The 20,034-nt window shown below is 71.7% G+C and carries 19 protein-coding genes, 1 pseudogene and 1 riboswitch; of the genes and pseudogenes, 11 read left to right on the forward strand and 9 right to left on the reverse strand.

All coding sequences use genetic code 11. From position 1 onward, the window contains the following. Positions 1-18: 18 nt before the first annotated feature. Positions 19-1,947 carry a 2-oxoacid:acceptor oxidoreductase subunit alpha gene (locus IE255_RS10590; protein WP_190049907.1) on the forward strand — a complete coding sequence of 643 codons (1,929 nt, stop codon included), beginning with the start codon at positions 19-21 and terminating at the stop codon, positions 1,945-1,947. Next, a complete protein-coding gene (locus IE255_RS10595) occupies positions 1,940-3,019 on the forward strand; it encodes a 2-oxoacid:ferredoxin oxidoreductase subunit beta (protein WP_190049908.1) in 1,080 nt (359 codons plus the stop codon). The genes IE255_RS10590 and IE255_RS10595 overlap by 8 nt, the downstream gene beginning before the upstream one ends. A gap of 31 nt (positions 3,020-3,050) precedes the next feature. Here IE255_RS10595 and IE255_RS10600 read toward each other — a convergent pair whose 3' ends face one another. Beyond that, complete coding sequence (locus tag IE255_RS10600) at positions 3,051-3,431, reverse strand: winged helix-turn-helix transcriptional regulator (RefSeq protein ID WP_190049909.1); 381 nt, start codon at positions 3,429-3,431, stop codon at positions 3,051-3,053. A 91-nt stretch (positions 3,432-3,522) separates the two neighbouring features. Here IE255_RS10600 and IE255_RS10605 point away from each other — a divergent pair, with 91 nt between their 5' ends. Next, a complete protein-coding gene (locus IE255_RS10605; RefSeq protein WP_190049910.1) occupies positions 3,523-4,377 on the forward strand; it encodes an SDR family oxidoreductase in 855 nt (284 codons plus the stop codon). Between the two features lie 132 nt (positions 4,378-4,509). Further along, complete coding sequence (gene rarD / locus IE255_RS10610) at positions 4,510-5,523, forward strand: EamA family transporter RarD (RefSeq protein ID WP_308280909.1); 1,014 nt, start codon at positions 4,510-4,512, stop codon at positions 5,521-5,523. 80 nt (positions 5,524-5,603) lie between these two features. Here the strand turns inward: rarD and IE255_RS10615 are convergent. Further along, positions 5,604-6,758: pseudogene (locus tag IE255_RS10615) on the reverse strand (MFS transporter); the annotation flags it as partial. A 92-nt stretch (positions 6,759-6,850) separates the two neighbouring features. Between IE255_RS10615 and IE255_RS10620 the strand changes: the two are divergent. Then, complete coding sequence (locus IE255_RS10620) at positions 6,851-7,300, forward strand: winged helix-turn-helix transcriptional regulator (protein WP_190049911.1); 450 nt, start codon at positions 6,851-6,853, stop codon at positions 7,298-7,300. On the opposite strand, the gene IE255_RS10625 is transcribed toward IE255_RS10620, so the two are convergent. Continuing rightward, the gene (locus IE255_RS10625; RefSeq protein ID WP_190049912.1) at positions 7,287-7,913 is read right to left on the reverse strand and encodes a CGNR zinc finger domain-containing protein; all 627 of its coding nucleotides are present in this window, start codon (positions 7,911-7,913) and stop codon (positions 7,287-7,289) included. The genes IE255_RS10620 and IE255_RS10625 overlap by 14 nt on opposite strands. Positions 7,914-7,934: 21 nt before the next feature. Here IE255_RS10625 and IE255_RS10630 point away from each other — a divergent pair, with 21 nt between their 5' ends. Both IE255_RS10630 and IE255_RS10635 read left to right on the forward strand, forming a co-directional pair. Then, the gene (locus IE255_RS10630) at positions 7,935-8,408 is read left to right on the forward strand and encodes a VOC family protein (RefSeq protein ID WP_190049913.1); all 474 of its coding nucleotides are present in this window, start codon (positions 7,935-7,937) and stop codon (positions 8,406-8,408) included. Between the two features lie 142 nt (positions 8,409-8,550). After that, entirely contained in the window at positions 8,551-9,501 is a 951-nt protein-coding gene (locus IE255_RS10635) for a M28 family metallopeptidase (RefSeq protein ID WP_190049914.1), read from the forward strand. A 9-nt stretch (positions 9,502-9,510) separates the two neighbouring features. Here IE255_RS10635 and IE255_RS10640 read toward each other — a convergent pair whose 3' ends face one another. Continuing rightward, positions 9,511-10,803, reverse strand: a complete 1,293-nt coding sequence (locus IE255_RS10640; protein WP_190049915.1) for a tetratricopeptide repeat protein — start codon at positions 10,801-10,803, stop codon at positions 9,511-9,513. Positions 10,804-10,963: 160 nt separating this feature from the next. Here IE255_RS10640 and IE255_RS10645 point away from each other — a divergent pair, with 160 nt between their 5' ends. From IE255_RS10645 to IE255_RS10655, 3 genes are all read left to right on the forward strand, one after another. Beyond that, the gene (locus IE255_RS10645) at positions 10,964-11,467 is read left to right on the forward strand and encodes a DUF6668 family protein (protein WP_190049916.1); all 504 of its coding nucleotides are present in this window, start codon (positions 10,964-10,966) and stop codon (positions 11,465-11,467) included. Positions 11,468-11,520: 53 nt separating this feature from the next. Then, the gene (locus IE255_RS10650) at positions 11,521-12,663 is read left to right on the forward strand and encodes an amidase (protein ID WP_229906350.1); all 1,143 of its coding nucleotides are present in this window, start codon (positions 11,521-11,523) and stop codon (positions 12,661-12,663) included. 85 nt (positions 12,664-12,748) lie between these two features. Then, positions 12,749-13,330, forward strand: a complete 582-nt coding sequence (locus IE255_RS10655; RefSeq protein ID WP_190049917.1) for a flavodoxin family protein — start codon at positions 12,749-12,751, stop codon at positions 13,328-13,330. Between the two features lie 36 nt (positions 13,331-13,366). Here the strand turns inward: IE255_RS10655 and IE255_RS10660 are convergent, their stop codons facing one another. The 4 genes from IE255_RS10660 to IE255_RS10675 form a co-directional block, all read right to left on the reverse strand. Beyond that, complete coding sequence (locus IE255_RS10660; protein ID WP_190049918.1) at positions 13,367-14,239, reverse strand: ABC transporter permease; 873 nt, start codon at positions 14,237-14,239, stop codon at positions 13,367-13,369. Further along, positions 14,226-15,197 carry an ABC transporter ATP-binding protein gene (locus tag IE255_RS10665; RefSeq protein ID WP_190049919.1) on the reverse strand — a complete coding sequence of 324 codons (972 nt, stop codon included), beginning with the start codon at positions 15,195-15,197 and terminating at the stop codon, positions 14,226-14,228. The genes IE255_RS10660 and IE255_RS10665 overlap by 14 nt, the downstream gene beginning before the upstream one ends. Before the next feature lie 41 nt (positions 15,198-15,238). Further along, a complete protein-coding gene (locus IE255_RS10670; protein ID WP_190049920.1) occupies positions 15,239-16,471 on the reverse strand; it encodes a LolA family protein in 1,233 nt (410 codons plus the stop codon). A gap of 231 nt (positions 16,472-16,702) precedes the next feature. Next, complete coding sequence (locus tag IE255_RS10675) at positions 16,703-17,713, reverse strand: polyprenyl synthetase family protein (RefSeq protein WP_190049921.1); 1,011 nt, start codon at positions 17,711-17,713, stop codon at positions 16,703-16,705. Between the two features lie 463 nt (positions 17,714-18,176). Beyond that, positions 18,177-18,355: riboswitch (cyclic di-AMP (ydaO/yuaA leader) on the forward strand. A gap of 3 nt (positions 18,356-18,358) precedes the next feature. Between IE255_RS10675 and IE255_RS10680 the strand changes: the two genes are divergently transcribed. Further along, entirely contained in the window at positions 18,359-19,126 is a 768-nt protein-coding gene (locus IE255_RS10680) for a LysM peptidoglycan-binding domain-containing protein (protein ID WP_190049922.1), read from the forward strand. Here the strand turns inward: IE255_RS10680 and IE255_RS10685 are convergent. Next, positions 19,090-19,938 carry an HAD family hydrolase gene (locus tag IE255_RS10685; protein WP_190049923.1) on the reverse strand — a complete coding sequence of 283 codons (849 nt, stop codon included), beginning with the start codon at positions 19,936-19,938 and terminating at the stop codon, positions 19,090-19,092. The genes IE255_RS10680 and IE255_RS10685 overlap by 37 nt on opposite strands. Positions 19,939-20,034 lie beyond the last annotated feature (96 nt).

The following is a 20,034-nucleotide window of genomic DNA, read 5'->3' on the forward strand; positions in this document are numbered from 1 at the left end:
TGAGGGAGGTCCAGTTCAGTGACCAGCCAGGTCAGTAGCCCAGCGGAGCAGGCCGACGGAGCAGTCGTAGGAGAGCAGCGCAAAGCGGCGGGTGCGAAGGACGTCCGCCGTCTCGACCGGGTGATCATCAGGTTCGCGGGGGACTCGGGTGACGGTATGCAGCTCACCGGTGACCGCTTCACCTCGGAGACCGCGTCGTTCGGCAACGACCTGTCGACGCTGCCGAACTTCCCGGCCGAGATCCGGGCGCCCGCCGGGACCCTGCCGGGTGTGTCGTCCTTCCAGCTGCACTTCGCGGACCACGACATCCTGACGCCCGGTGACGCGCCGAACGTGCTGGTGGCGATGAACCCGGCCGCGCTGAAGGCGAACATCGGCGACCTGCCGCGCGGTGCCGAGGTGATCGTCAACACGGACGAGTTCACCAAGCGGGCGATGCAGAAGGTCGGCTACGAGACCAGTCCGCTGGAGGACGGGTCGCTGGACGGCTACAGCGTCCACCCCGTGCCGCTGACCACGCTGACCGTGGAGGCGCTGAAGGAGTTCGACCTCACCCGCAAGGAGGCCGAGCGCAGCAAGAACATGTTCGCGCTGGGCCTGCTGAGCTGGATGTACCACCGGCCCACCGAGGGCACGGAGAAGTTCCTCAGGTCGAAGTTCGCGAAGAAGCCCGACATCGCGGCGGCCAACATCGCCGCGTTCCGGGCCGGCTGGAACTTCGGCGAGACGACGGAGGACTTCGCCGTCTCCTACGAGGTCGCCCCGGCGGCCGCGGCGTTCCCGCCGGGTGTCTACCGCAACATCTCCGGCAACCTCGCCCTGTCGTACGGGCTGATCGCGGCGAGCCGGCAGGCGGATCTGCCGCTGTACCTGGGGTCGTACCCGATCACCCCGGCGTCGGACATCCTGCACGAGCTGAGCAAGCACAAGAACTTCGGCGTGCGGACCTTCCAGGCCGAGGACGAGATCGCCGGCATCGGGGCGGCGCTGGGCGCGGCCTTCGGCGGTTCGCTGGCCGTGACGACGACGAGCGGCCCGGGCGTGGCGCTGAAGTCCGAGACGATCGGCCTGGCGGTCTCCCTGGAGCTGCCGCTGCTGATCGTGGACATCCAGCGCGGCGGCCCGTCGACCGGTCTGCCCACCAAGACCGAGCAGGCGGACCTGCTCCAGGCGATGTTCGGGCGCAACGGCGAGGCGCCGGTGCCGGTGGTCGCGCCGCGTACGCCGGCGGACTGCTTCGACGCCGCGCTGGAGGCGGTGCGGATCGCGCTGACGTACCGGACGCCGGTGTTCCTGCTGTCCGACGGTTACCTGGCCAATGGCTCGGAGCCCTGGCGCATCCCGGACCTGGAGGAGTTGCCGGACCTCGGGGTGCAGTTCGCGCAGGGCCCGAACCACACGCTCGACGACGGCACCGAGGTGTTCTGGCCGTACAAGCGGGACCCGCAGACGCTGGCCCGTCCGTGGGCGATCCCGGGCACGCCGGGTCTTGAGCACCGGATCGGCGGCATCGAGAAGGAGGACGGCACGGGCAACATCTCCTACGCCCCGGCCAACCACGACTTCATGGTGCGCACCCGGCAGGCGAAGGTGGACGGCATCGACGTCCCGGACGTCGAGGTGGACGACCCGCACGAGGCCAGGACGCTCGTCCTGGGCTGGGGTTCGACGTACGGGCCGATCACGGCGGCGGTGCGGCGGCTGCGCAGAGCAGGCGAGTCCATCGCGCAGGCGCATCTGCGTCACCTCAACCCCTTCCCGCGGAATCTGGGCGCGGTGCTGGAGCGTTACAACAAGGTGGTGATCCCCGAGATGAACCTCGGGCAGCTCGCCACGCTCATCCGGGCGAAGTACCTGGTCGACGCCCACTCGTACACCCAGGTCAACGGCATGCCGTTCAAGGCGGAGCAGCTCGCCGCGGCTCTGAAGGAGGCCATCGATGGCTGAGACGTCCAGGCAAGGCACGGGCACCATCGAGGCGCTTTCCCTCGTCCCCAAGGCCGAGGGCAAGCAGTCGATGAAGGACTTCAAGTCCGATCAGGAAGTGCGCTGGTGCCCCGGCTGCGGCGACTACGCCATCCTCGCCGCGGTGCAGGGCTTCATGCCCGAACTGGGGCTGGCGAAGGAGAACATCGTCTTCGTCTCGGGCATCGGCTGCTCCTCCCGCTTCCCGTACTACATGAACACGTACGGGATGCACTCCATCCACGGCCGCGCCCCGGCCATCGCCACGGGTCTGGCCAGCTCCCGCCGGGACCTGTCGGTGTGGGTCGTCACGGGTGACGGCGACGCGCTGTCCATCGGCGGCAACCACCTCATCCACGCGCTGCGGCGCAACGTCAACCTGAAGATCCTGCTGTTCAACAACCGGATCTACGGTCTGACCAAGGGCCAGTACTCGCCGACCTCCGAGGTCGGGAAGATCACGAAGTCGACGCCGATGGGCTCGCTGGACGCGCCCTTCAACCCGGTGTCGCTGGCGATCGGCGCGGAGGCGTCGTTCGTGGCGCGGACGGTGGACTCCGACCGCAAGCACCTGACGGAGGTGCTGCGCCAGGCCTCCGCCCACCAGGGCACGGCCCTGATCGAGATCTACCAGAACTGCAACATCTTCAACGACGGCGCCTTCGACGCGCTGAAGGACAAGCAGCAGGCCGAGGAGGCCGTGATCCGGCTGGAGCACGGCAAGCCGATCCGCTTCGGCGGCGACCTGGCCAAGGGGGTCGTACGGGACGCGCTGACCGGTGACCTGAAGGTGGTCGCGGTGACGCCGGAGAACGAGGACCAGGTGCTCGTCCACGACGCGCACTCGCCGTCCCCGACCACGGCGTTCGCGCTGTCGCGGCTCGCCGACCCGGACACCCTGCACCACACCCCGATCGGCGTCTTCCGCGCCGTCGACCGGCCGGTCTACGACACGCAGATGGCCGACCAGCTCGACACCGCCATCGAGCAGCACGGCAAGGGCGACCTGAGCGCGCTGCTGGCGGGCGGCGACACCTGGACGGTCGTCGGCTGACCGGCCGCAGCACCCGAGGGGCCCGGGACCGCTAGGAAGCGGCCCGGGCCTCGTCGTATGCCCGGCGCGCCTGCTCCACGTCGTCCATGCGCTGGTGGGTCCACTGCGCGAGGGCCCGCACCTGCTCGGCGGCCTCGCGGCCCAGGCCGGTGAGGGAGTAGTCGACGCGGGGCGGGATGACGGGCTTGGCGTCTCGGTGGAGCAGCCCGTCGCGTTCCAGGGTCTGGAGGGTCTGCGTGAGCATCTTCTCGCTGACGCCCCGGCCGCCGTAGTGGCTGATCGCCCGGCGCAGCTCGCTGAAGCGGTGCGGGCGGTCCAGAAGCTCGATCAGCACGAGCACGCCCCAGCGGCTGGTGACGTGCTCCAGGACGAGCCGGTAGGGGCACAGGGCCTCGCCATCACTTACTGCCATGCCAGTACCTTACTTCAAAGTGGGTACTTTCCATGAGTTAGCGCGCCTCCTACGGTTAGTGCCATCGCACCCCACAAGGAGAGTTTTCACCATGAGCATCGTCGTCACCGGAGCCACGGGGCACCTCGGCCGCCACGTCGTGGAGCAGCTGCTGGAGAAGGTCCCCGCCGAGCAGATCACCGCGGTCGTGCGCAACGCGGAGAAGGCCGCCGACTTCGCGGACCGCGGTGTACAGATCGCGCTGGCCGACTACAACGCCCCCGCCTCCTTCGACGGCCTGTTCTCCGCCGGTGACAAGGTGCTGCTGATCTCCGGCAACGAGTTCGACAAGGGCCGGGTGCGGCAGCACAAGGTCGTCATCGACGCCGCCGCGGCGGCCGGTGTCGCCCTGCTCGCCTACACCAGCGCCCCGGGCAGCCTGACGGCCGCGCTCGCCGACGACCACCGCGGCACCGAGGAGGCCCTGCTGGGCTCCGGCGTGCCCACCACGCTGCTGCGCAACGGCTGGTACCACGAGAACTACACCGAGAACCTCGCCCCGGTGCTGGAGCACAACGCGGTCGTCGCCGCGGCGGGCGAGGGCAAGGTCTCCTCCGCCTCCCGGGCCGACTACGCCGCTGCCGCCGTCGCCGTGCTGACCGGCGAGGGGCACGAGAACAAGACGTACGAGCTGGGCGGCGACACCCCGTGGAGCTTCGCCGAGTACGCGGCCGAGCTGAGCCGGCAGACCGGCAAGGAGATCGCCTACAACGCCGTCTCCCCCGACGCCCTGGTCTCCATCCTGACCGGCGCGGGCCTGCCCGAGCCGTTCGCGCAGATCCTCGCCGGTGTCGACGCCTCGATCGAGAAGGGCGAGCTGGTCGTCTCCACCGGCGACCTGTCCCGACTGATCGGCCGTCCCACCACGCCGTTCTCCGAGGCCATCGCCACCGCGCTCAAGGGCTGAACTCCCCCGGCGGGCCCTTGAGCCACCCCACCCCCGGCTGTCATGACCGTATGCCGATACGGGCATGACAGCCGGGGGCACTCGGCGTTACCGTCGTGCGGGCGGAACACGCCACGCGCGAAGGAGGGGCCCGTGACCGGCAAGCCGAGGGGTGAGCGGCACATAGGACTGCTGAACGGCTTCGCGGCCTACGGGATGTGGGGGCTGGTCCCCCTGTTCTGGCCCCTGCTGAAGCCGGCCGGCGCTCTGGAGATCCTGGCCCACCGGATGGTGTGGTCGCTGGTCTTCGTGGGCGCCGCACTGCTCGTGCTGCGCCGCTGGGCCTGGGCCGGTGAGCTGCTCCGGCAGCCCCGCAGGCTGGGGCTGATCACGGTCGCCGCGACGGTGATCACCGTCAACTGGGGCCTGTACATCTGGGCCGTGAACTCCGGGCACGTCGTCGAGGCCTCGCTCGGGTACTTCATCAACCCGCTGGTCACCATCGCGATGGGCGTGCTGCTGCTGAAGGAGCGGCTGCGGCCCGTGCAGTGGGCGGCGGTCGGGACCGGCTGTGCCGCGGTCGTCGTGCTGACCGTCGGCTACGGCCAACCGCCGTGGATCTCGCTCTGCCTCGCCTTCTCCTTCGCCACGTACGGGCTGGTGAAGAAGAAGGTCAACCTCGGCGGCGTCGAGTCGCTCGCCGCCGAGACCGCGATCCAGTTCCTGCCCGCGCTCGGCTTCCTGGTGTGGCTGACCCTGCGGGGCGACGCCACCTTCGGCACCGAGGGCGTGGGGCACGCGGCCCTGCTCGCCTCGGCCGGCATCGTCACCGCGCTCCCCCTGGTCTGCTTCGGCGCGGCCGCCATCCGCGTGCCCCTGTCCACCATCGGCCTGCTCCAGTACCTGACCCCGGTCTTCCAGTTCCTGCTCGGCGTCCTCTACTTCCACGAGGAGATGCCGCCGGAGCGCTGGGCCGGCTTCGCGCTGGTGTGGCTGGCGTTGACGCTGCTCACCTGGGACGCCCTGCGCACCGCCCGCCGGGCCTCCCGCGCGCTCACCACCGAGATCAGCGTGCCCAGCGCCACCAGGACGACCGGCACGGTCAGCGCCGCGCGGAACGCCGACAGCGTGGCCTCCGGGCCGGACCCGGTGGACGCCAGGCCGTAGACCGCGGTCACCGCCGAGATGCCGATCGCGGAGCCGAACTGGGTGGCGGTGGTCAGCAGCCCGCCGGCCAGGCCCTGCTCCGACTCGGTGACCCCGTCCGTCGCCGCGATCGTCAGCGGCCCGTAGGCCAGGGCGAAGGCGAGACCGGACAGGAGCAGCGTCGGGAACATCATCGCGTAGGACCAGTCCATGCCGACCGGCAGGAACAGCGCGTAGGCGGCCACGGCCAGGACGAAACCGCCGACGATCACCCGGGCGTTGCCGAAGCGGGCGACCAGCCTGGGGGTGAGCGTCGGCGCGAGGACGGCGTCGATGCCCATGACGAGCAGGGCGACGGCGGTCTGCAGGGACGACCAGCCGCGCAGTTCCTGAAGGTAGAGCGTGACGACGAACTGGAAGCCGAAGAAGGCGCCGAGGAACAGCAGCGCCCCCAGGTCGGCGCGCACGACCTGGCTCTTGCGCAGGATGCCGAGGCGGACGAGCGGGTCCGGGCAGCGGCGTTCGACCGCGACGAAGGCGGCGGCCAGGAGCAGCGCCGCGAGGCCGGTGGCCAGGGTGAGCGGCCAGGCGTGCAGGCCGTGTTCGAGGCGGACGACGGTGTAGGCGGCCAGCAGCATGGCGCCGGCGGCGGTGATCGCGCCGGGCAGGTCGAAGGTACGCCGGCGGGCCGGCGGGGCGTCGCTGCGGGGGATCAGGCGCACGGCCGGGACGAGCAGGGCGGCGGCCATCAGCACGGGCGCGAAGAACACCCAGCGCCAGCCGATCTCGGTGAGCAGGCCGCCGATCACCAGGCCGAGGGAGAATCCGGCCGCACCCGTCCCGGCGAAGACCAGCAGGGCCTTGTTGCGCTGCGGTCCTTCCTCGTACGACGTGGTGATCAGCGAGAGCGCGGCCGGGGTCATGAACGCGGCGGCGACGCCGGTGACGAACCGGGCGACGATCAGCATCCAGCCCTCGGTCGCGAAGCCGCCGAGCCCCGAGAAGGCGAGGAAGACGGTCAGCCAGAGCAGGAACATCCGCCGTCGCCCGAGCAGGTCGGCGGCTCTGCCGCCCAGCAGGGTGAATCCGGCGTAGCCGAGCACATAGGCGCTCATCACCCAGGCCGCGGTGCCGGTGGTCAGGCCGAGGTCGGAGCGGACGGCCGGGATCGCCACCGCCATCATCGCGACGTCGATGCCCTCGAGGAAGATCGTTCCGCACAGGACGAGCAGCAGCGCCCAGGCACGGGTGCCCATGAATCAACACTCCTCTGGTGGGGATCGGTTACGCAAGCGAGGGTCGGTTCCCTCTTGTAACCACGACCACCCTGCGGCAGCATCGACAGATTATGGAAGAAGGCACTTCGAAGTCACCGAATTACTGCCAGGGCACCGTCGACTACGGCGACGCCGATCCCTTCCAGTGGGACACCCGCGAGGACTGCCAGGTCCGGCAGATCCTCGACCGGATCGCCGACAAGTGGTCGCTGCTGGTCATCGCGCTGCTGGAGAACCGGCGGCTGCGCTTCACCGAGCTGCGCCGGGAGATCGACGGGATCAGCCAGCGGATGCTGACGGTGACCCTGCGCTCGCTGGAGCGGGACGGGCTGGTGAAGCGGACGGTGCACCCGGTGGTGCCGCCGCGCGTCGAGTACGAGCTGACCTCGCTCGGCCGGACGCTGCACACCACGATCCAGTCCCTGGTGACCTGGACGGAGAAGCACCAGGACGAGATCGCGGCGGCCCGGACCGCGTACGACGCCCGGGAGGCGCGGGCCGCGGAGGCTACGGCGTCCTAGGGGGTGTCGTCCTGGCCCGGTGCGCCCGGACCTTCTCGCGGTTGCCGCAGTGCTCCATCGCGCACCAGCGGCGGCGGCCCGGGCGGGAGGTGTCGACGAAGAGCAGGTAGCAGTTGTGGGCGCCGCACTCGCGGACGCGGTGGCCGTAGGGGCCGGTGAACAGGTCGATCGCGTCGCGGGCGACCGTGGAGAGCAGCTGGGTGCCGGTGGCGCCCGGGGCCCAGGCGCGGCTGCCGTCCGGCGCTATGCGGGCGACGAGCGCGGGTTCGGCCGCGGCGGTGTTGACGGCGTCCAGGTGGGCGGCCCGCGGCGGGCGGCCGTGGGCGCGGTCGGCGGCGAGCAGGAACACGGCGTCGCGCAGGGTGCGGGCGCGCTCCAGCTCCTCGGCGGAGACGGTGAGGTCCAGCCCGGCCGGAAGACGGCTGCGTCCGGCCCAGGCGACCAGGTCGGCGGGCTCGTGCAGCACCTCCCAGCGCGCGAAGGCGCCGGGGCCGCCGGTCGTCGTCAGCTCCAGGCACAGGGCGCCGGGGTCGAAGCGGTAGGGCTTCCCCTCGGACGAGACCAGCGTCAGTCCGGGCGCCCGGTCCGGCGTTTCCCCTGCGCGTCCACTCACCTAACCAGTATAAGTGGTTACATGACGCAGACACCCGCATCACCCGCCCCCGTGCACTGGAAGGTCGTCATCGACGCCAACGACCCGCACGCGCAGGCCGACTTCTGGGCCGCCGCCCTGAGGTACGAGGTCGAGGACAACAGCGCCCTCATCGAGAAGCTGCTCGGCTTCGGCGCCCTGCCGGAGGAGGCCACGGTCGCGTTCCACGGCCGCCGCGCCTTCCGGGACCTGGTCGCCGTACGGCACCCCGAGGACCCGTTCGAGGAGGAGAGCGGGACCGGGCTCGGGCGGCGGCTGTTGTTCCAGCGGGTGCCGGAGGCGAAGACGGCCAAGAACCGGCTCCACCTCGATCTGCACCCGGGCGAGGGGCGGCGCGAGGAGGAGGTCGCCCGGCTGGAGGGGCTCGGGGCGAGTGCGCTGCGGCGGGTGAAGGAGCAGGGCGGCGAGTGGGTCGTGATGGCGGACCCGGAGGGGAACGAGTTCTGCGTGCAGTGAGGCGGGCCGGTGCCCTCAACACCCTGTCTGGTTCAGTATCTTGACGGAGAGTCAGTAACAGCTTCACCATCCAGGCACCCCATTCACTGTGGGTTGCCTGTGGACACCCCGCGGGCTTCCCGAAGGAACTCGGAGCCCCCACATGAAGCTCTCCGTTTCCGCGCGCGCCGTCGCCGCGGGCGGCATGGCAACCGCCCTGCTGCTGGCCGGCGGTGCCGTGGCCGACGCCGCCTCCTCCGCTCCCTCCAGAGCGGCCGCCGCGCCGGACATACCCCTGGCGGGCGTCAAGGCCCACCTCTCCCAGCTCCAGTCCATAGCCACCGCCAACGGCGGCAACCGCGCGCACGGCCGCCCCGGCTACAAGGCCTCGCTCGACTACTTGAAGGCGAAGCTCGACGCGGCCGGATACACCACCACGGTCCAGCAGTTCACCGCCTCCGGCCGCACCGGCTACAACCTGATCGCCGACTGGCCCGGCGGCGACCCGAACCAGGTCGTGATGGCCGGCTCGCACCTCGACAGCGTCTCCTCCGGGCCCGGCATCAACGACAACGGCTCCGGCTCGGCCGCCGTCCTGGAGACCGCCCTCGCCGTGTCCCGGGCGCAGTACAAGCCCGCCAAGCACCTGCGGTTCGCCTGGTGGGGCGCGGAGGAGATCGGCCTGGTCGGCTCCCGCCACTACGTCAACCGCCTGGCCACCGGCGACCGTTCGAGGATCAGCGCCTACCTGAACTTCGACATGGTCGGCTCCCCGAACCCCGGCTACTTCGTCTACGACGACGACCCGGCGATCGAGAAGACCTTCAAGGACTACTTCGGCGGCCTCGGCGTCCCGACCGAGATCGAGACCGAGGGCGACGGCCGCTCCGACCACGCGCCCTTCAAGAGCGCGGGCGTGCCGGTGGGCGGCCTCTTCACCGGCGCCAGCCGGGCCAAGACGGCAGCGCAGGCGGCCAAGTGGGGCGGCACGGCCGGGCAGGCCTTCGACCGCTGCTACCACTCCTCCTGCGACACCACCGCCAACATCGACGACACCGCCCTGAACCGCAACAGCGACGCCGTCGCGCACGCGGTGTGGGAGCTGTCGGAGTAACGCCCGCGGCTACTGCCGGCGAGCCCGTTCGGTGAGACGGCCCATGCGGGCGCGGGCCGACTCCAGCTCCTCGATCTCCTCGGCGGCCGGGCCGTCCTCGGCGGCGAGTTCGGTCCACAGGCCGATCAGGTCACGCCCCAGCTCCAGCCCCGGCGCCGGGTCGCGCACCGCGCGCCAGGCGGTGGCCGCGCTCCGCACGTTGCCGTAGGCGCCCTCCGCGTCTCCGGCACGGCGATAGGCCCGGGCCAGGTCGATCGACAGGTGGAAGGCGCGCAGCGGGTCGCCCGCCAAGTAGGCGATGTACGCGGTGAGTTCACGCAGCCGGAGCACCTCGGGGTGCTCCGGCCCCAGCGTCCCGGACGCCTGGGCGACGGTCTGGTCCGCCAGCCCGCCCGCCACGTCGATCCGGCCCTCCTTCACGGCCTCGTTGATCCGCGCGACCGGCTCCGCGAGGAGGGCCGGAGCGGCGGAGTCGCCCGGGGCGGTGAGGGGTTCGTCGCCGAGCACGGCCTCCGCCACGGCGTCGAAGCCGCGCGCGGGCGTGGGCTTGGAGTCGGGATCGACGGCGAGCAGCGCCGCGTCGGGGACCGGCTCGGGTTCCGCAGCGGGTGCGGCTTCGGGGACGGGGAGCGGCCTCACGTCCGTGGGAGGCAGCGGCCTCACGTCCATGGGAGGCAGCGGCCTCACGTCCATGGGAGGCAGCGGCCTCGCGTCCATGGGCGGGGGCGGGCCGAACTCGCCCGTGGGGGGTGCGACCGTGCCGGGGGGCGTGGCCGGAGCCGGTGGTGCGTCTTCCGGTACGGCCGCCCGCAGCTGGAACGTCGGTACGGGCTCGTCCGCCGGCTGCGGCTCGGGCACCGCCCGCAGCGGGAACGTCGGGGCCGCGCCCTGGCCGGACTCCGGCATGGGACGCAGGACATGCGTGGCGCTGTCGCTCGCAGGGGGCTCCTGCTCCGCCGGGGCCGTACGGACCGGCTCGGCGGTGAAGCGGCTGGAGCCGTCCGGGTCGACCTGGAGCGGCACGACGTAGCCGATGCGCTCGTCGCGGACCGTGGCGAGGACGGGGTGGCCGGTGGCGAGGGCGATGTGGTGGAGGCGGTTCAGGACGGCCCGCTGGATCTCCTCTCCGGGTGCCGCGAAGACCGGGACCCCGCCGACCGACGCGCCGTCGGACGCGCCGCCCGTTCCCTCTCCGCCGTCCGTCCGGACCCCGGGGACATGGACGTCGATCGGCGCCGCCGGGGTCGCCGCGCGTGCGGCCTGCTTCTGTTCCCGCTTCTTCTCGCGGCTGAGTCGAGACATCGTCCCCTCACTCGGCGTCGTACACCTACTGTCGAGTGTGTCCGCTCGCCCCCGTTTCTCACGTCACCGCGGTGTCACAGGCTCGTCCCAAGGGTCACGGGCGTCGGCTCCGGTCGTTCCGGATGGCATGAGGACCGGCAGCACGAGGGAGGAGAGGGGCATGCACACAGGCATGCGACAGGGACCGGAGATCTGGATCCGCGGCCCGGTGACGACACCCGAGCCGGGGTGGCCGGAGCCCGCCCACGCCCCTGCCGGAGCACGGCGTTTCTCCTGGGTCGGCACGCACGGCGGCGCGGGCGTCTCCACCCTCGCCGCGGTCTACGGCGGCCATGACAGCGGCCGCGCCTGGCCCGGGCCCGGCGACCCCGCCTCGGTGCTGCTGGTCGCCCGGACGCACGCGGCGGGGCTCGACACGGTCGCCGGTGCGGTGGAGCTCTTCCGGCGCGGCCAGGCCCCGCCGGGGCTCGACCTCGACGCCGTCGTCCTCGTGGCCGACGCCCCGGGCCGGCTGCCGCGCCCGCTCGCCCAGCGGGTCAAGTCGCTGGAGTCGGCCATCGACGTGTACCGCGTGCCGTGGGTGCCGTCCTGGCGGCTCGGCGAGCTGGGCCGTCCGCCGCGCGAGACGGAGGCCCTGGCCCGGCTGACGGGAGCGGCGCGCTGACGGCCCTCGCCCTGTCGGCCGGGGAGATCGCGGCGGGCGTACGGGCCCGGGAGTTGCGCGCGGTCGACGTGGTCGCGGCGGCGCTGGAGCGGATCGAGCGGGCCGATCCGGAGCTGTGCGCGTTCCTTGAGGTGTGGCGGGAGGAGGCGCTGGCGCGGGCCGGTGAGGTGGACGGGCTGCTGGACCGGCGGACCGCGGGTCCGGCGCTGCCGCTGGCCGGTGTGCCGATCGCCGTGAAGGGGCGGAACGGGCTGCGTGCCGCCGGCCCGCTGCTCGCCGCCGGGTGCGTCGCCTTGGGGGCGACCTCCGTGCCCGGGCCGGGGACGCCCTGGCAGACCTGGGGGCTCGGCGCCCGGGGCCGGACCGTCAACCCGTGGCGGGCCGACCGGACGCCGGGCGGCTCGTCGGCCGGGGCGGCGGTGGCGGTGGCGGTCGGTCTGGTGCCGCTGGCGACGGGCGGCGACGGAGCAGGGTCGGTGCGGATCCCGGCGGCGTGGTGCGGGGTGACCGGGCTGAAGACCACGGGCGGACGGCTGCCCTCCGCCGACCGTACGGGTCTCGCCGTCCCCGGCGTGCTCGCCCGCACGGCGTCGGACGCGGCCGCCTGGTGGCAGGTGGTGTCGGGCGAGCCGACGGCCACCTGCCCGCCCCTCCCCGTCACCGCCGTCTGGTCGCCCGACCTCGGTTTCGCCGAACCCGACCCGGAGCCCGTCGCCCTCGCCCGGTCGGCGGCGGAGCGGCTCGTGGCGGCGGGTGTCGTACGGCTCGTACGGCCACGGGTGCCGCTGCGGCTCAGGGACCCCGGGCCCGCGTGGCTCGCGCTGCGCGGGCGGGGTTCGCCGTCCGGCCTCGACCCGGCCGGGCCCGGTTCGCCGTCCGGCTCCCGCCTCGACCTCGCCGGAGCCCACCTTGTCCGGGCCGAGAACAACCAGCGGCTGGCCCGTCTGTTCGGCGGTGCCGAGCTGCTGCTGACCCCGACGGCCCCTACCGCGCCGCACGGCCACGACGGACCCGGAAATCGCTACTCGACCTCGCTCACCTGGGCGTTCAACCTCAGCGGGCATCCGGCACTGAGCCTCCCGGCGGGCTACGGCGCCGACGGCTGCCCGGCCGGTCTCCAGCTGGTGGCCCGCCACGGGCGGGAGGCGCTGCTGCTGGCCGTGGCGCGGGAGGCGGAGGCGCGGATGGGGAGCTGACGGGCAGCCCTGGCGGATTTGGTTGCACGCGCATATGATGCAAGCGCGTGTAATTGACGTACGCCGATCTTTCAGGGGGACACCCATGACCCGCCGCTTCCTCTTCGTCCTGGGCAGCGCCCGCGCCGACGGCAACACCGAGCTGCTGGCCCGCCGGGCCGCCGAGCAGCTGCCGCCGGACGTCGAACAGCAGTGGCTCGACCTCACCGAGCATCCGGTGCCGGACTTCGAGGACCTGCGGCACGACAGCGACCACGTCCGGCCGACCGAGGGCAACGTGGCCCTGCTGCTCGACGCCACGCTCGCGGCGACGGACATCGTGATCGCCTCGCCCCTGTACTGGTACTCGGTCTCCGCGCACACCAAGCGCTACCTGGACTACTGGTCGGGCTGGCTGCGCACGCCCGGCCTCGACTTCAAGGAGACCCTGGCCGGGCGCACCCTGTGGGGCGTCACCGCCCTCGCGCACCGGGAGCAGGTGGTCGCCGACCCGCTGGTCGGAACGCTCAACAACTCGGCCGCGTACATGGGGATGCGCTTCGGCGGAGTGCTGCTCGGCAACGGCAGCAAGCCCGGCGACGTGCTGAACGACACCGAGGCGCTGACCCGCGCGAAGACGTTCTTCGCCCAGGAGGCCCCGCTCGCCCGGTTCCTGTACGAGGAGTGAGCCCCGGCGCGGGGTGACTCCTGGCGAGAGTGAGTCCTACGCGGTGATGTCCTTGGCCATGAAGCGCGCCCACGCCGCCGAGCCGAACACCGCCGCGTACAGGGCCTGGAGGCCGAGGTTTTTCGCCAGCTCGTCCCAGTAGACCGGCTCGCGCATCAGGTCGGCGAAGGACAGCCAGTAGTGCGAGAAGAAGTACGGCTGGAGGGCGTGCAGTTGCGGGATCTGGTCGAGGATCTGAACCGTGATCAGCAGGCCCACCGTCGTCGCCATGGCCGCGATGCCGCTGTTGGTCAGCGTCGAGACGAACAGGCCGAGCGCGGCGACGCCGATCAGTGACGCGGCGACGGCCAGGGCGATCAGCAGGGCTCTGCCCAGGCCCTCGGCGAAGCTGATCCGCGTACCGGAGATGGTCGTCAGATCGCCGAGGGGGAAGAGGAGCGCGCCGACCGTCAGCGCCGAGAGGGCGACGACGAGGGTGGCGGCCAGGCAGAAGAGGACGACCGTCGCGTACTTGGTGAGCAGCAGGCGGGTGCGGCCGGCCGGGGCGACCAGGAGATAGCGCAGCGTGCCGGCGTTGGCCTCGCCGGCGATCGCGTCGCCCGCGACGACACCGACCGCCATGGGCAGGAAGAACGGGAGCGTGGCGGCCAGGGCGGTGAAGACCAGGAACAGGCCGTTGTTGGTGATCTGCGAGATGAAGGCCGGCCCGCCGCCCCCGCCGGGCGACGAACCGTCGCTCGTCTCGATCTTGATGGCGATGCCGACCAGGACCGGCACGCCCGCCAGCACGGCCAGCAGCGCGAGGGTGCGCCAGCGCCGGAAGGTGGTGGCGAGCTCGTTGCGCAGCAGCCCGAGGGTCCACAGCGGGCTCACCGGCCGTACGGTGCCCGCGACTTCAGCCCGCGACATCGAAGCCCTCCCCGGTCAGCGCCACGAACGCGTCCTCCAGCGAGGCCCGTTCGACCGTGAAGCCGCGTACCCGGACCCCGGCGGTCACCAGCGCGGCGTTCACCTCGGCGAGGTCGCGGTCCGGTGGCTCGCCGGTCACCCGGTCGTCGGTGACGGCGATGTCCCCGACGCCCTGCTCCTTCAGCACCCGGGCCGCCTCCGCCGGATCCGGCGTGGTCACCACCAGCCGGCCGCGCGCCCCGGCGGCCAGCTCGGCGACCGGGCCCTGCGTGATCAGGCGGCCCTGCGCCATCACGGCCGCGTGCGTGCAGACCTGCTCGATCTCGTCGAGCAGGTGGGAGGAGAGGAAGACGGTCGTGCCGTCCGAGGCCAACTCCCTTATGAGGGTGCGGATCTCGCGCATGCCCTGTGGGTCGAGGCCGTTGGTCGGCTCGTCCAGGACGAGCAGCCGGCGCGGCTGGAGCAGCGCGGCCGCGAGGCCCAGGCGCTGCTTCATGCCCAGCGAGTACGCCTTGGCCTTCTTGCCCGCGGCGGCCGTCAGGCCGACCCGGTCCAGGGCCGCGGCGACCCGGGAACGCCGGGTGCGCGGATCGGCGGCCGGGTCGGCCGAGTCGTAGCGGATCAGGTTGTCGCGGCCGGAGAGGAAGCCGTAGAGGGCCGGGCCCTCGATGAGGGCGCCGACGTGCGGCAGCACGGCGCGGGTGGCCCGGGGCATGGGCTGCCCGAGGACCCGCGCCGTGCCGGAGGTGGGCTCGATGAGGCCCATCAGCATGCGGATGGTGGTGGTCTTGCCGGAGCCGTTGGGGCCGAGGAAGCCGAAGACGCTGCCCGCCGGGACGGTCAGGTCGAGACCGTCGACGGCGAGTTGTCCGCCGCGGTAGCGCTTGGTGAGCGCGCGGGTGGCGATGACCGGTTCCCCGTCGCTGTGCTCCGGCTCCGTGGCGGACGGTTCGCCCATCGGCTTCCTCGTTCTCTCGACGTCCCGCAGGGGTACGGGACTTACTTCCCGGCGTCGGCCGCCTTCACGAGCGCGTCCTTGGTGACCATGCCGACGTAGACCTTGCCGTCGTCCGTCATCAGGGCGTTGACCAGGCGGGTCGAGAAGACCGTGCCCGAGCCGAACTTGCCGGTGACCTTGTCGCCGAGCGAGTCCATGAAGCCGCCGAGCTCGCCGCCGCCGGCCTCGCCGGAGGGCATGCCCTCGCCGCCGGTGTCGAAGACGGCTATGGAGTTCCAGCCCTCGCCGATGGTCTTCATGCCGTCGAGGCCCTTGCCGAGGTCGTCCCCGGACTTCGGGGCGTGCCTGCGCGCCTCGCCCTTGTCGGACTTCTCGTCGAAGTCCTTGCCGGCCTCCTTCTCCTCGGTGACCTTCGCCCCCTTGGGCGGGGTGAAGTCGAAGTTCGACGCGGCCGGCTTGGCGAAGCTGACCTGGGTGAAGCCCGCGTCGACGACGGCGGCGCCGCCGCTCGCCGGGGTCAGCGTGAACTTCAGCGGCATACCGGTCTTGGCGTCCACGGCCACGGTGACCGCGCCGACCGTCGAACCGGACTGCTTCGGCTTGATGAGCAGCTTGTAGGCGTCCCGGCCGGCGACCTGGGCGGTGCCGTCCACGGTCACGGAGGTCGTGTCGTCGACGGCCTTGAGGGCCTCCTCGGCGAAGTCCTTCGGCAGGGCCGGCGGCTGCCGCTCCTTGTCGCCCTTGGGGCTCTCGGAGACGGTGCCGTGGTAGACCTCGTTGGACTTGCTGTCGTAGCCCCAGACGTCCTTGCCGTTGTGGATGACGCTGTACTCGGCGGCGTTCTCCAGCAGCGACAGCTTCTGCTTCTCCGGGCCGTCGGCGGCGACGCGCAGGGTGTGCGTGCCGGAGGCCAGTTCGGTGAGCTTGGCCGTCGGGTCGGCGGAGGAGCCGCCCTCGCCCCGGCCCGCGGCGCCGGACATCAAACTGGACTCCAGACCGCCGAGGTTCGGCAGGCCGAGGTCCGTGCTGATCTTCACCGTGCCGGAGAGCTGCTCGACGTCCGACTTGGCGATCTTCTCGATGAGCTGCTGTGCGGTGATCTTCGGGAGGTCGGGGTCGCCGGAGTCGGCGAGTGCGGGGACCAGGCCGATCGTCGCGGCGGCCACCCCCATCACCGTGACCGGGACGACGTACCGAGCGGCTTTGCGGCGCCCGGAGCGCTGCTCGTCGACCTCCCCGGCGGTCGTGTTGTCGTCGGATGCGTACGGTGCCATGTGTGCCCTACCTCCGTGGTCGGCGGCGGCTGTCCGTGTCGTCCACGCACTCGTCCCTGAGCCGCCATTCTCACCCGAACAGGTGAGGAGTGGTGTTTTCCGTGGCTTCCATCTGACCAAATCGGCCAGGGACATACGTCAGACCCCGGGCTCAACTCCACGTACTGCTGCGGTATGACACGAGAGGGCGGCTTCTCCCCCGACCCGTAGGGGTCATGTGCGAAACGCCCGCTATCCGGCCCGGTGCACCACCGCGTCGCACAGCTCCACCAGCGCCGTCTTCGCGGCGCACTCCGGCAGCGGGGCCAGTGCCGAGCGGGCGTCCTCGGCGTAACGGACGGTGTCCCGCCGGGCCTGCTCCAGCGCCGGGTGGGCCCGCAGCAGGCGCAGGGCCTCGGCGTGCCGGGCGTCGTCGGTGAGGTCGGAGTCCAGCAGCTCGCACAGGGCGATGTCGTCCGCGAGCCCGAGCCGGGCCGCCCGCTCCCGCAGCCGCAGCACCGGCAGCGTGGGGATGCCCTCGCGCAGGTCGGTGCCGGGGGTCTTGCCGGACTCGTGGGAGTCGGAGGCGATGTCCAGGACGTCGTCCGCGAGCTGGAAGGCGACGCCGAGCCGCTCGCCGTACTGGGTCAGCACGTCCACGACCGTCTCGTCGGCGCCGGACATCATCGCGCCGAACCGGCACGAGACCGCCACCAGCGAGCCCGTCTTGCCGCCCAGCACGTCCAGGTAGTGCTCGACCGGGTCCCGGCCGTCCTGCGGTCCGGCCGTCTCCAGGATCTGCCCGGTCACCAGCCGCTCGAACGCCTCGGCCTGCACCCGCACCGCCTCCGGGCCGAGGTCGGCCAGGATGTGCGAGGCGCGGGCGAAGAGGAAGTCGCCGGTGAGGACCGCGACGGAGTTGCCCCAGCGGGCGTTGGCGCTCGCCACCCCGCGGCGCACGGTGGCCTCGTCCATCACGTCGTCGTGGTACAGCGTGGCGAGGTGGGTCAGCTCCACGACCACGGCCGACGGCACGATCCCGGGCGCGTACCGGTCGCCGAACTGGGCGGAGAGCATCACGAGCAGCGGCCGGAACCGTTTGCCACCGGCCCGCACCAGGTGCTGGGCGGCCTCCGTGATGAAGGGCACCTCACTCTTGGTGGCCTCGAGCAAGCCTTCCTCGACAGCCGCCAGTCCGGCCTGGACATCGGCTTCCAGAGCCTGGTCCCGCACGCTCAGCCCGAACGGCCCGACGTCGGTCACGAGGGGTCTCCTGTCTGCTGGTGTCTGCCGGTGATCACACGGATTGTCGATAGGTCGCTGCCATCACTCGAGTCAGCGTATCCGGTCACGTTTCGATCACCTCCAGCGCCCATGGTTACAGGCCGGGCGCCAACAGACATATATCGACTTTCCAGGACGTAGCTGTTTATGTGCGATTTGCCGTATTGAGGAAGCAAATTCCCCTTGCGGGATATTGCGCCCCAGGTCGTGATCAGTGAGTTGAATCACTTCTCCCTCTCGGCAGCCGTACCCCCGCACCGTCCCGTACCCCCGTTCGCGGAAAGCAAGTTGAGCCTTGGCATCCGCAAAGGATCAAGCGACTCATATCCCCCGACCAAGGTCAACGGGCTCGATATGTGACTCCGGTGCTTGTTCCCGACATGTGCTCTCGCATACGTTCCGGGCCTGTCCGGCGGACGCCGAATCCTGCCGCCGCCCGGACTCCCCACACGAACCGACTCACTCACGCAGGGCAGGAGCGGGGGACCCAGGTAAGTCGCCGGTCCGCACAGCGGAACGGCTCGGGGTGAAGCCGCGCACGGCAGCACAGCGCCGTACGCGGCCGGGCACCTCCCGGCCCGAACCCGACAGCTCACCTCGCAGGCGCCGGAGAGGAACATCGCCATGCCCGGACGAGGTAAGCACCGTCGCCCCAGAACCAGCCCGCTCACCCGAGGTGTCGTCGCCGTCGGCACCGGCGGAGCGGCACTGACCCTCCCGCTCCTCGGCGCGACACACGCCAGTGCCGCCCAGCCGGCCCAGAGCGCGCCCGCAGCCGCCCAGGCCGCGCCCCAGGCGGCCCAGCCCGCCAAGTCCCTCACGTACACCGTGACCAAGGGCGACACGCTCTACCGCATCGCGGACAAGTACGACGTCTCGGGCGGCTGGAAGCAGCTCTACAAGGACAACCGCGCCGCCGTCGGCGACGACCCGGGGCTGATCCGCCCGGGCCTGAAGCTGAAGGTGGAGACGGCGAAGGCGGCCGCCGAGAAGAAGGCGACGCAGTCCTCCGCCCCGGCCAAGCCGGCCGGTGGCGTCGCCAAGGCCACTCAGGCCTCCGCGAAGACCTACGCGAACAACCTGGACGGCTGGATCCGCGAGGCGCTGGACATCATGGCGCAGCGGGGGATCCCCGGGTCGTACGACGGCATCTACCGCAACATCATGCGCGAGTCGTCCGGCAACCCCCAGGCGATCAACAACTGGGACTCCAACGCCGCCAAGGGCACCCCCTCCAAGGGCCTGCTCCAGGTCATCGACCCGACCTTCGCCGCCTACCACGTGCCCGGCACCCCCTACGACCCGTACGACCCGGTCGCCAACATCACGGCGGCCTGCAACTACGCGGCCGACCGCTACGGCTCGATCGACAACGTCAACGGCCCGTACTGAGCCGTCCCGCCCAGCAGTCGCTCGAGGACGACGGCGATGCCGTCGTCCTCGTTCGACAGGGTGACCTCGTCGGCCACGGCCTTGAGTTCGGGATGGGCGTTGGCCATCGCGACGCCGTGGCCGGCCCAGTCGAACATCGGGATGTCGTTGGGCATGTCGCCGAAGGCGATGGTGTCCGCCGACCGCAGCCCCAGGTGCTCGGCGGCCAGGGCCAGGCCCGTCGCCTTGGTGACCCCGCACGGCTGGAGCTCGACCGTGCCGGGCCCCGACATCGTCACCGTCGCCAGTGAGCCGACCACCGAGCGGGCCGTCGCCGCCAACTCGTCGTCCGTCAGGTACGGATGGCGCAGCAGCACCTTGCTGATGGGCTCGCCCCACAGTTCGTCGCGCCGGTCGACCCGGACGGCGGGCAGGGTCGGGTGCGGCATGAGATAGCCCGGCTCGATCAGCGTCAGCCCGTCGACCCCGTCCTGGTCGACCGCGGCGTACACCTGCCCCACCTCGGCCTCGATCTTGCCGAGGGCGGTCTCGGCCAGTTCCCGGTCCAGGGTGATGGACCACAGCAGCCGGTCCGCGCCGGCGTCGTACACCTGCGCGCCCTGCCCGCACACCGCGAGCCCCGTGCAGCGGAGGTCGTCGAGGAGCGGCCGCACTCTCGGTGCCGGCCGGCCCGTCACCACGAGGTGCTGGGCACCGGCGTCCGCCACCCGCGCGAGCGCGGCGAGAGACCGGTCGGAGAGGGTGTCGTCGCCGCGCAGCAGCGTTCCGTCCAGGTCGGTGGCGATGAGTGAATATGCGATGGGTGCGGCCATGATCAGAGAATACGGACAGCGCGCCCCTTCGTTTCATCGCACGGCGCACGCCGATTGCCCGGTTGAAGGCCTCTGCACCAGTTGGCAACAACATGG

The sequence above is a fragment of the Streptomyces lomondensis genome (assembly GCF_014651035.1).
In the GTDB taxonomy this organism is placed as follows: domain Bacteria; phylum Actinomycetota; class Actinomycetes; order Streptomycetales; family Streptomycetaceae; genus Streptomyces; species Streptomyces lomondensis.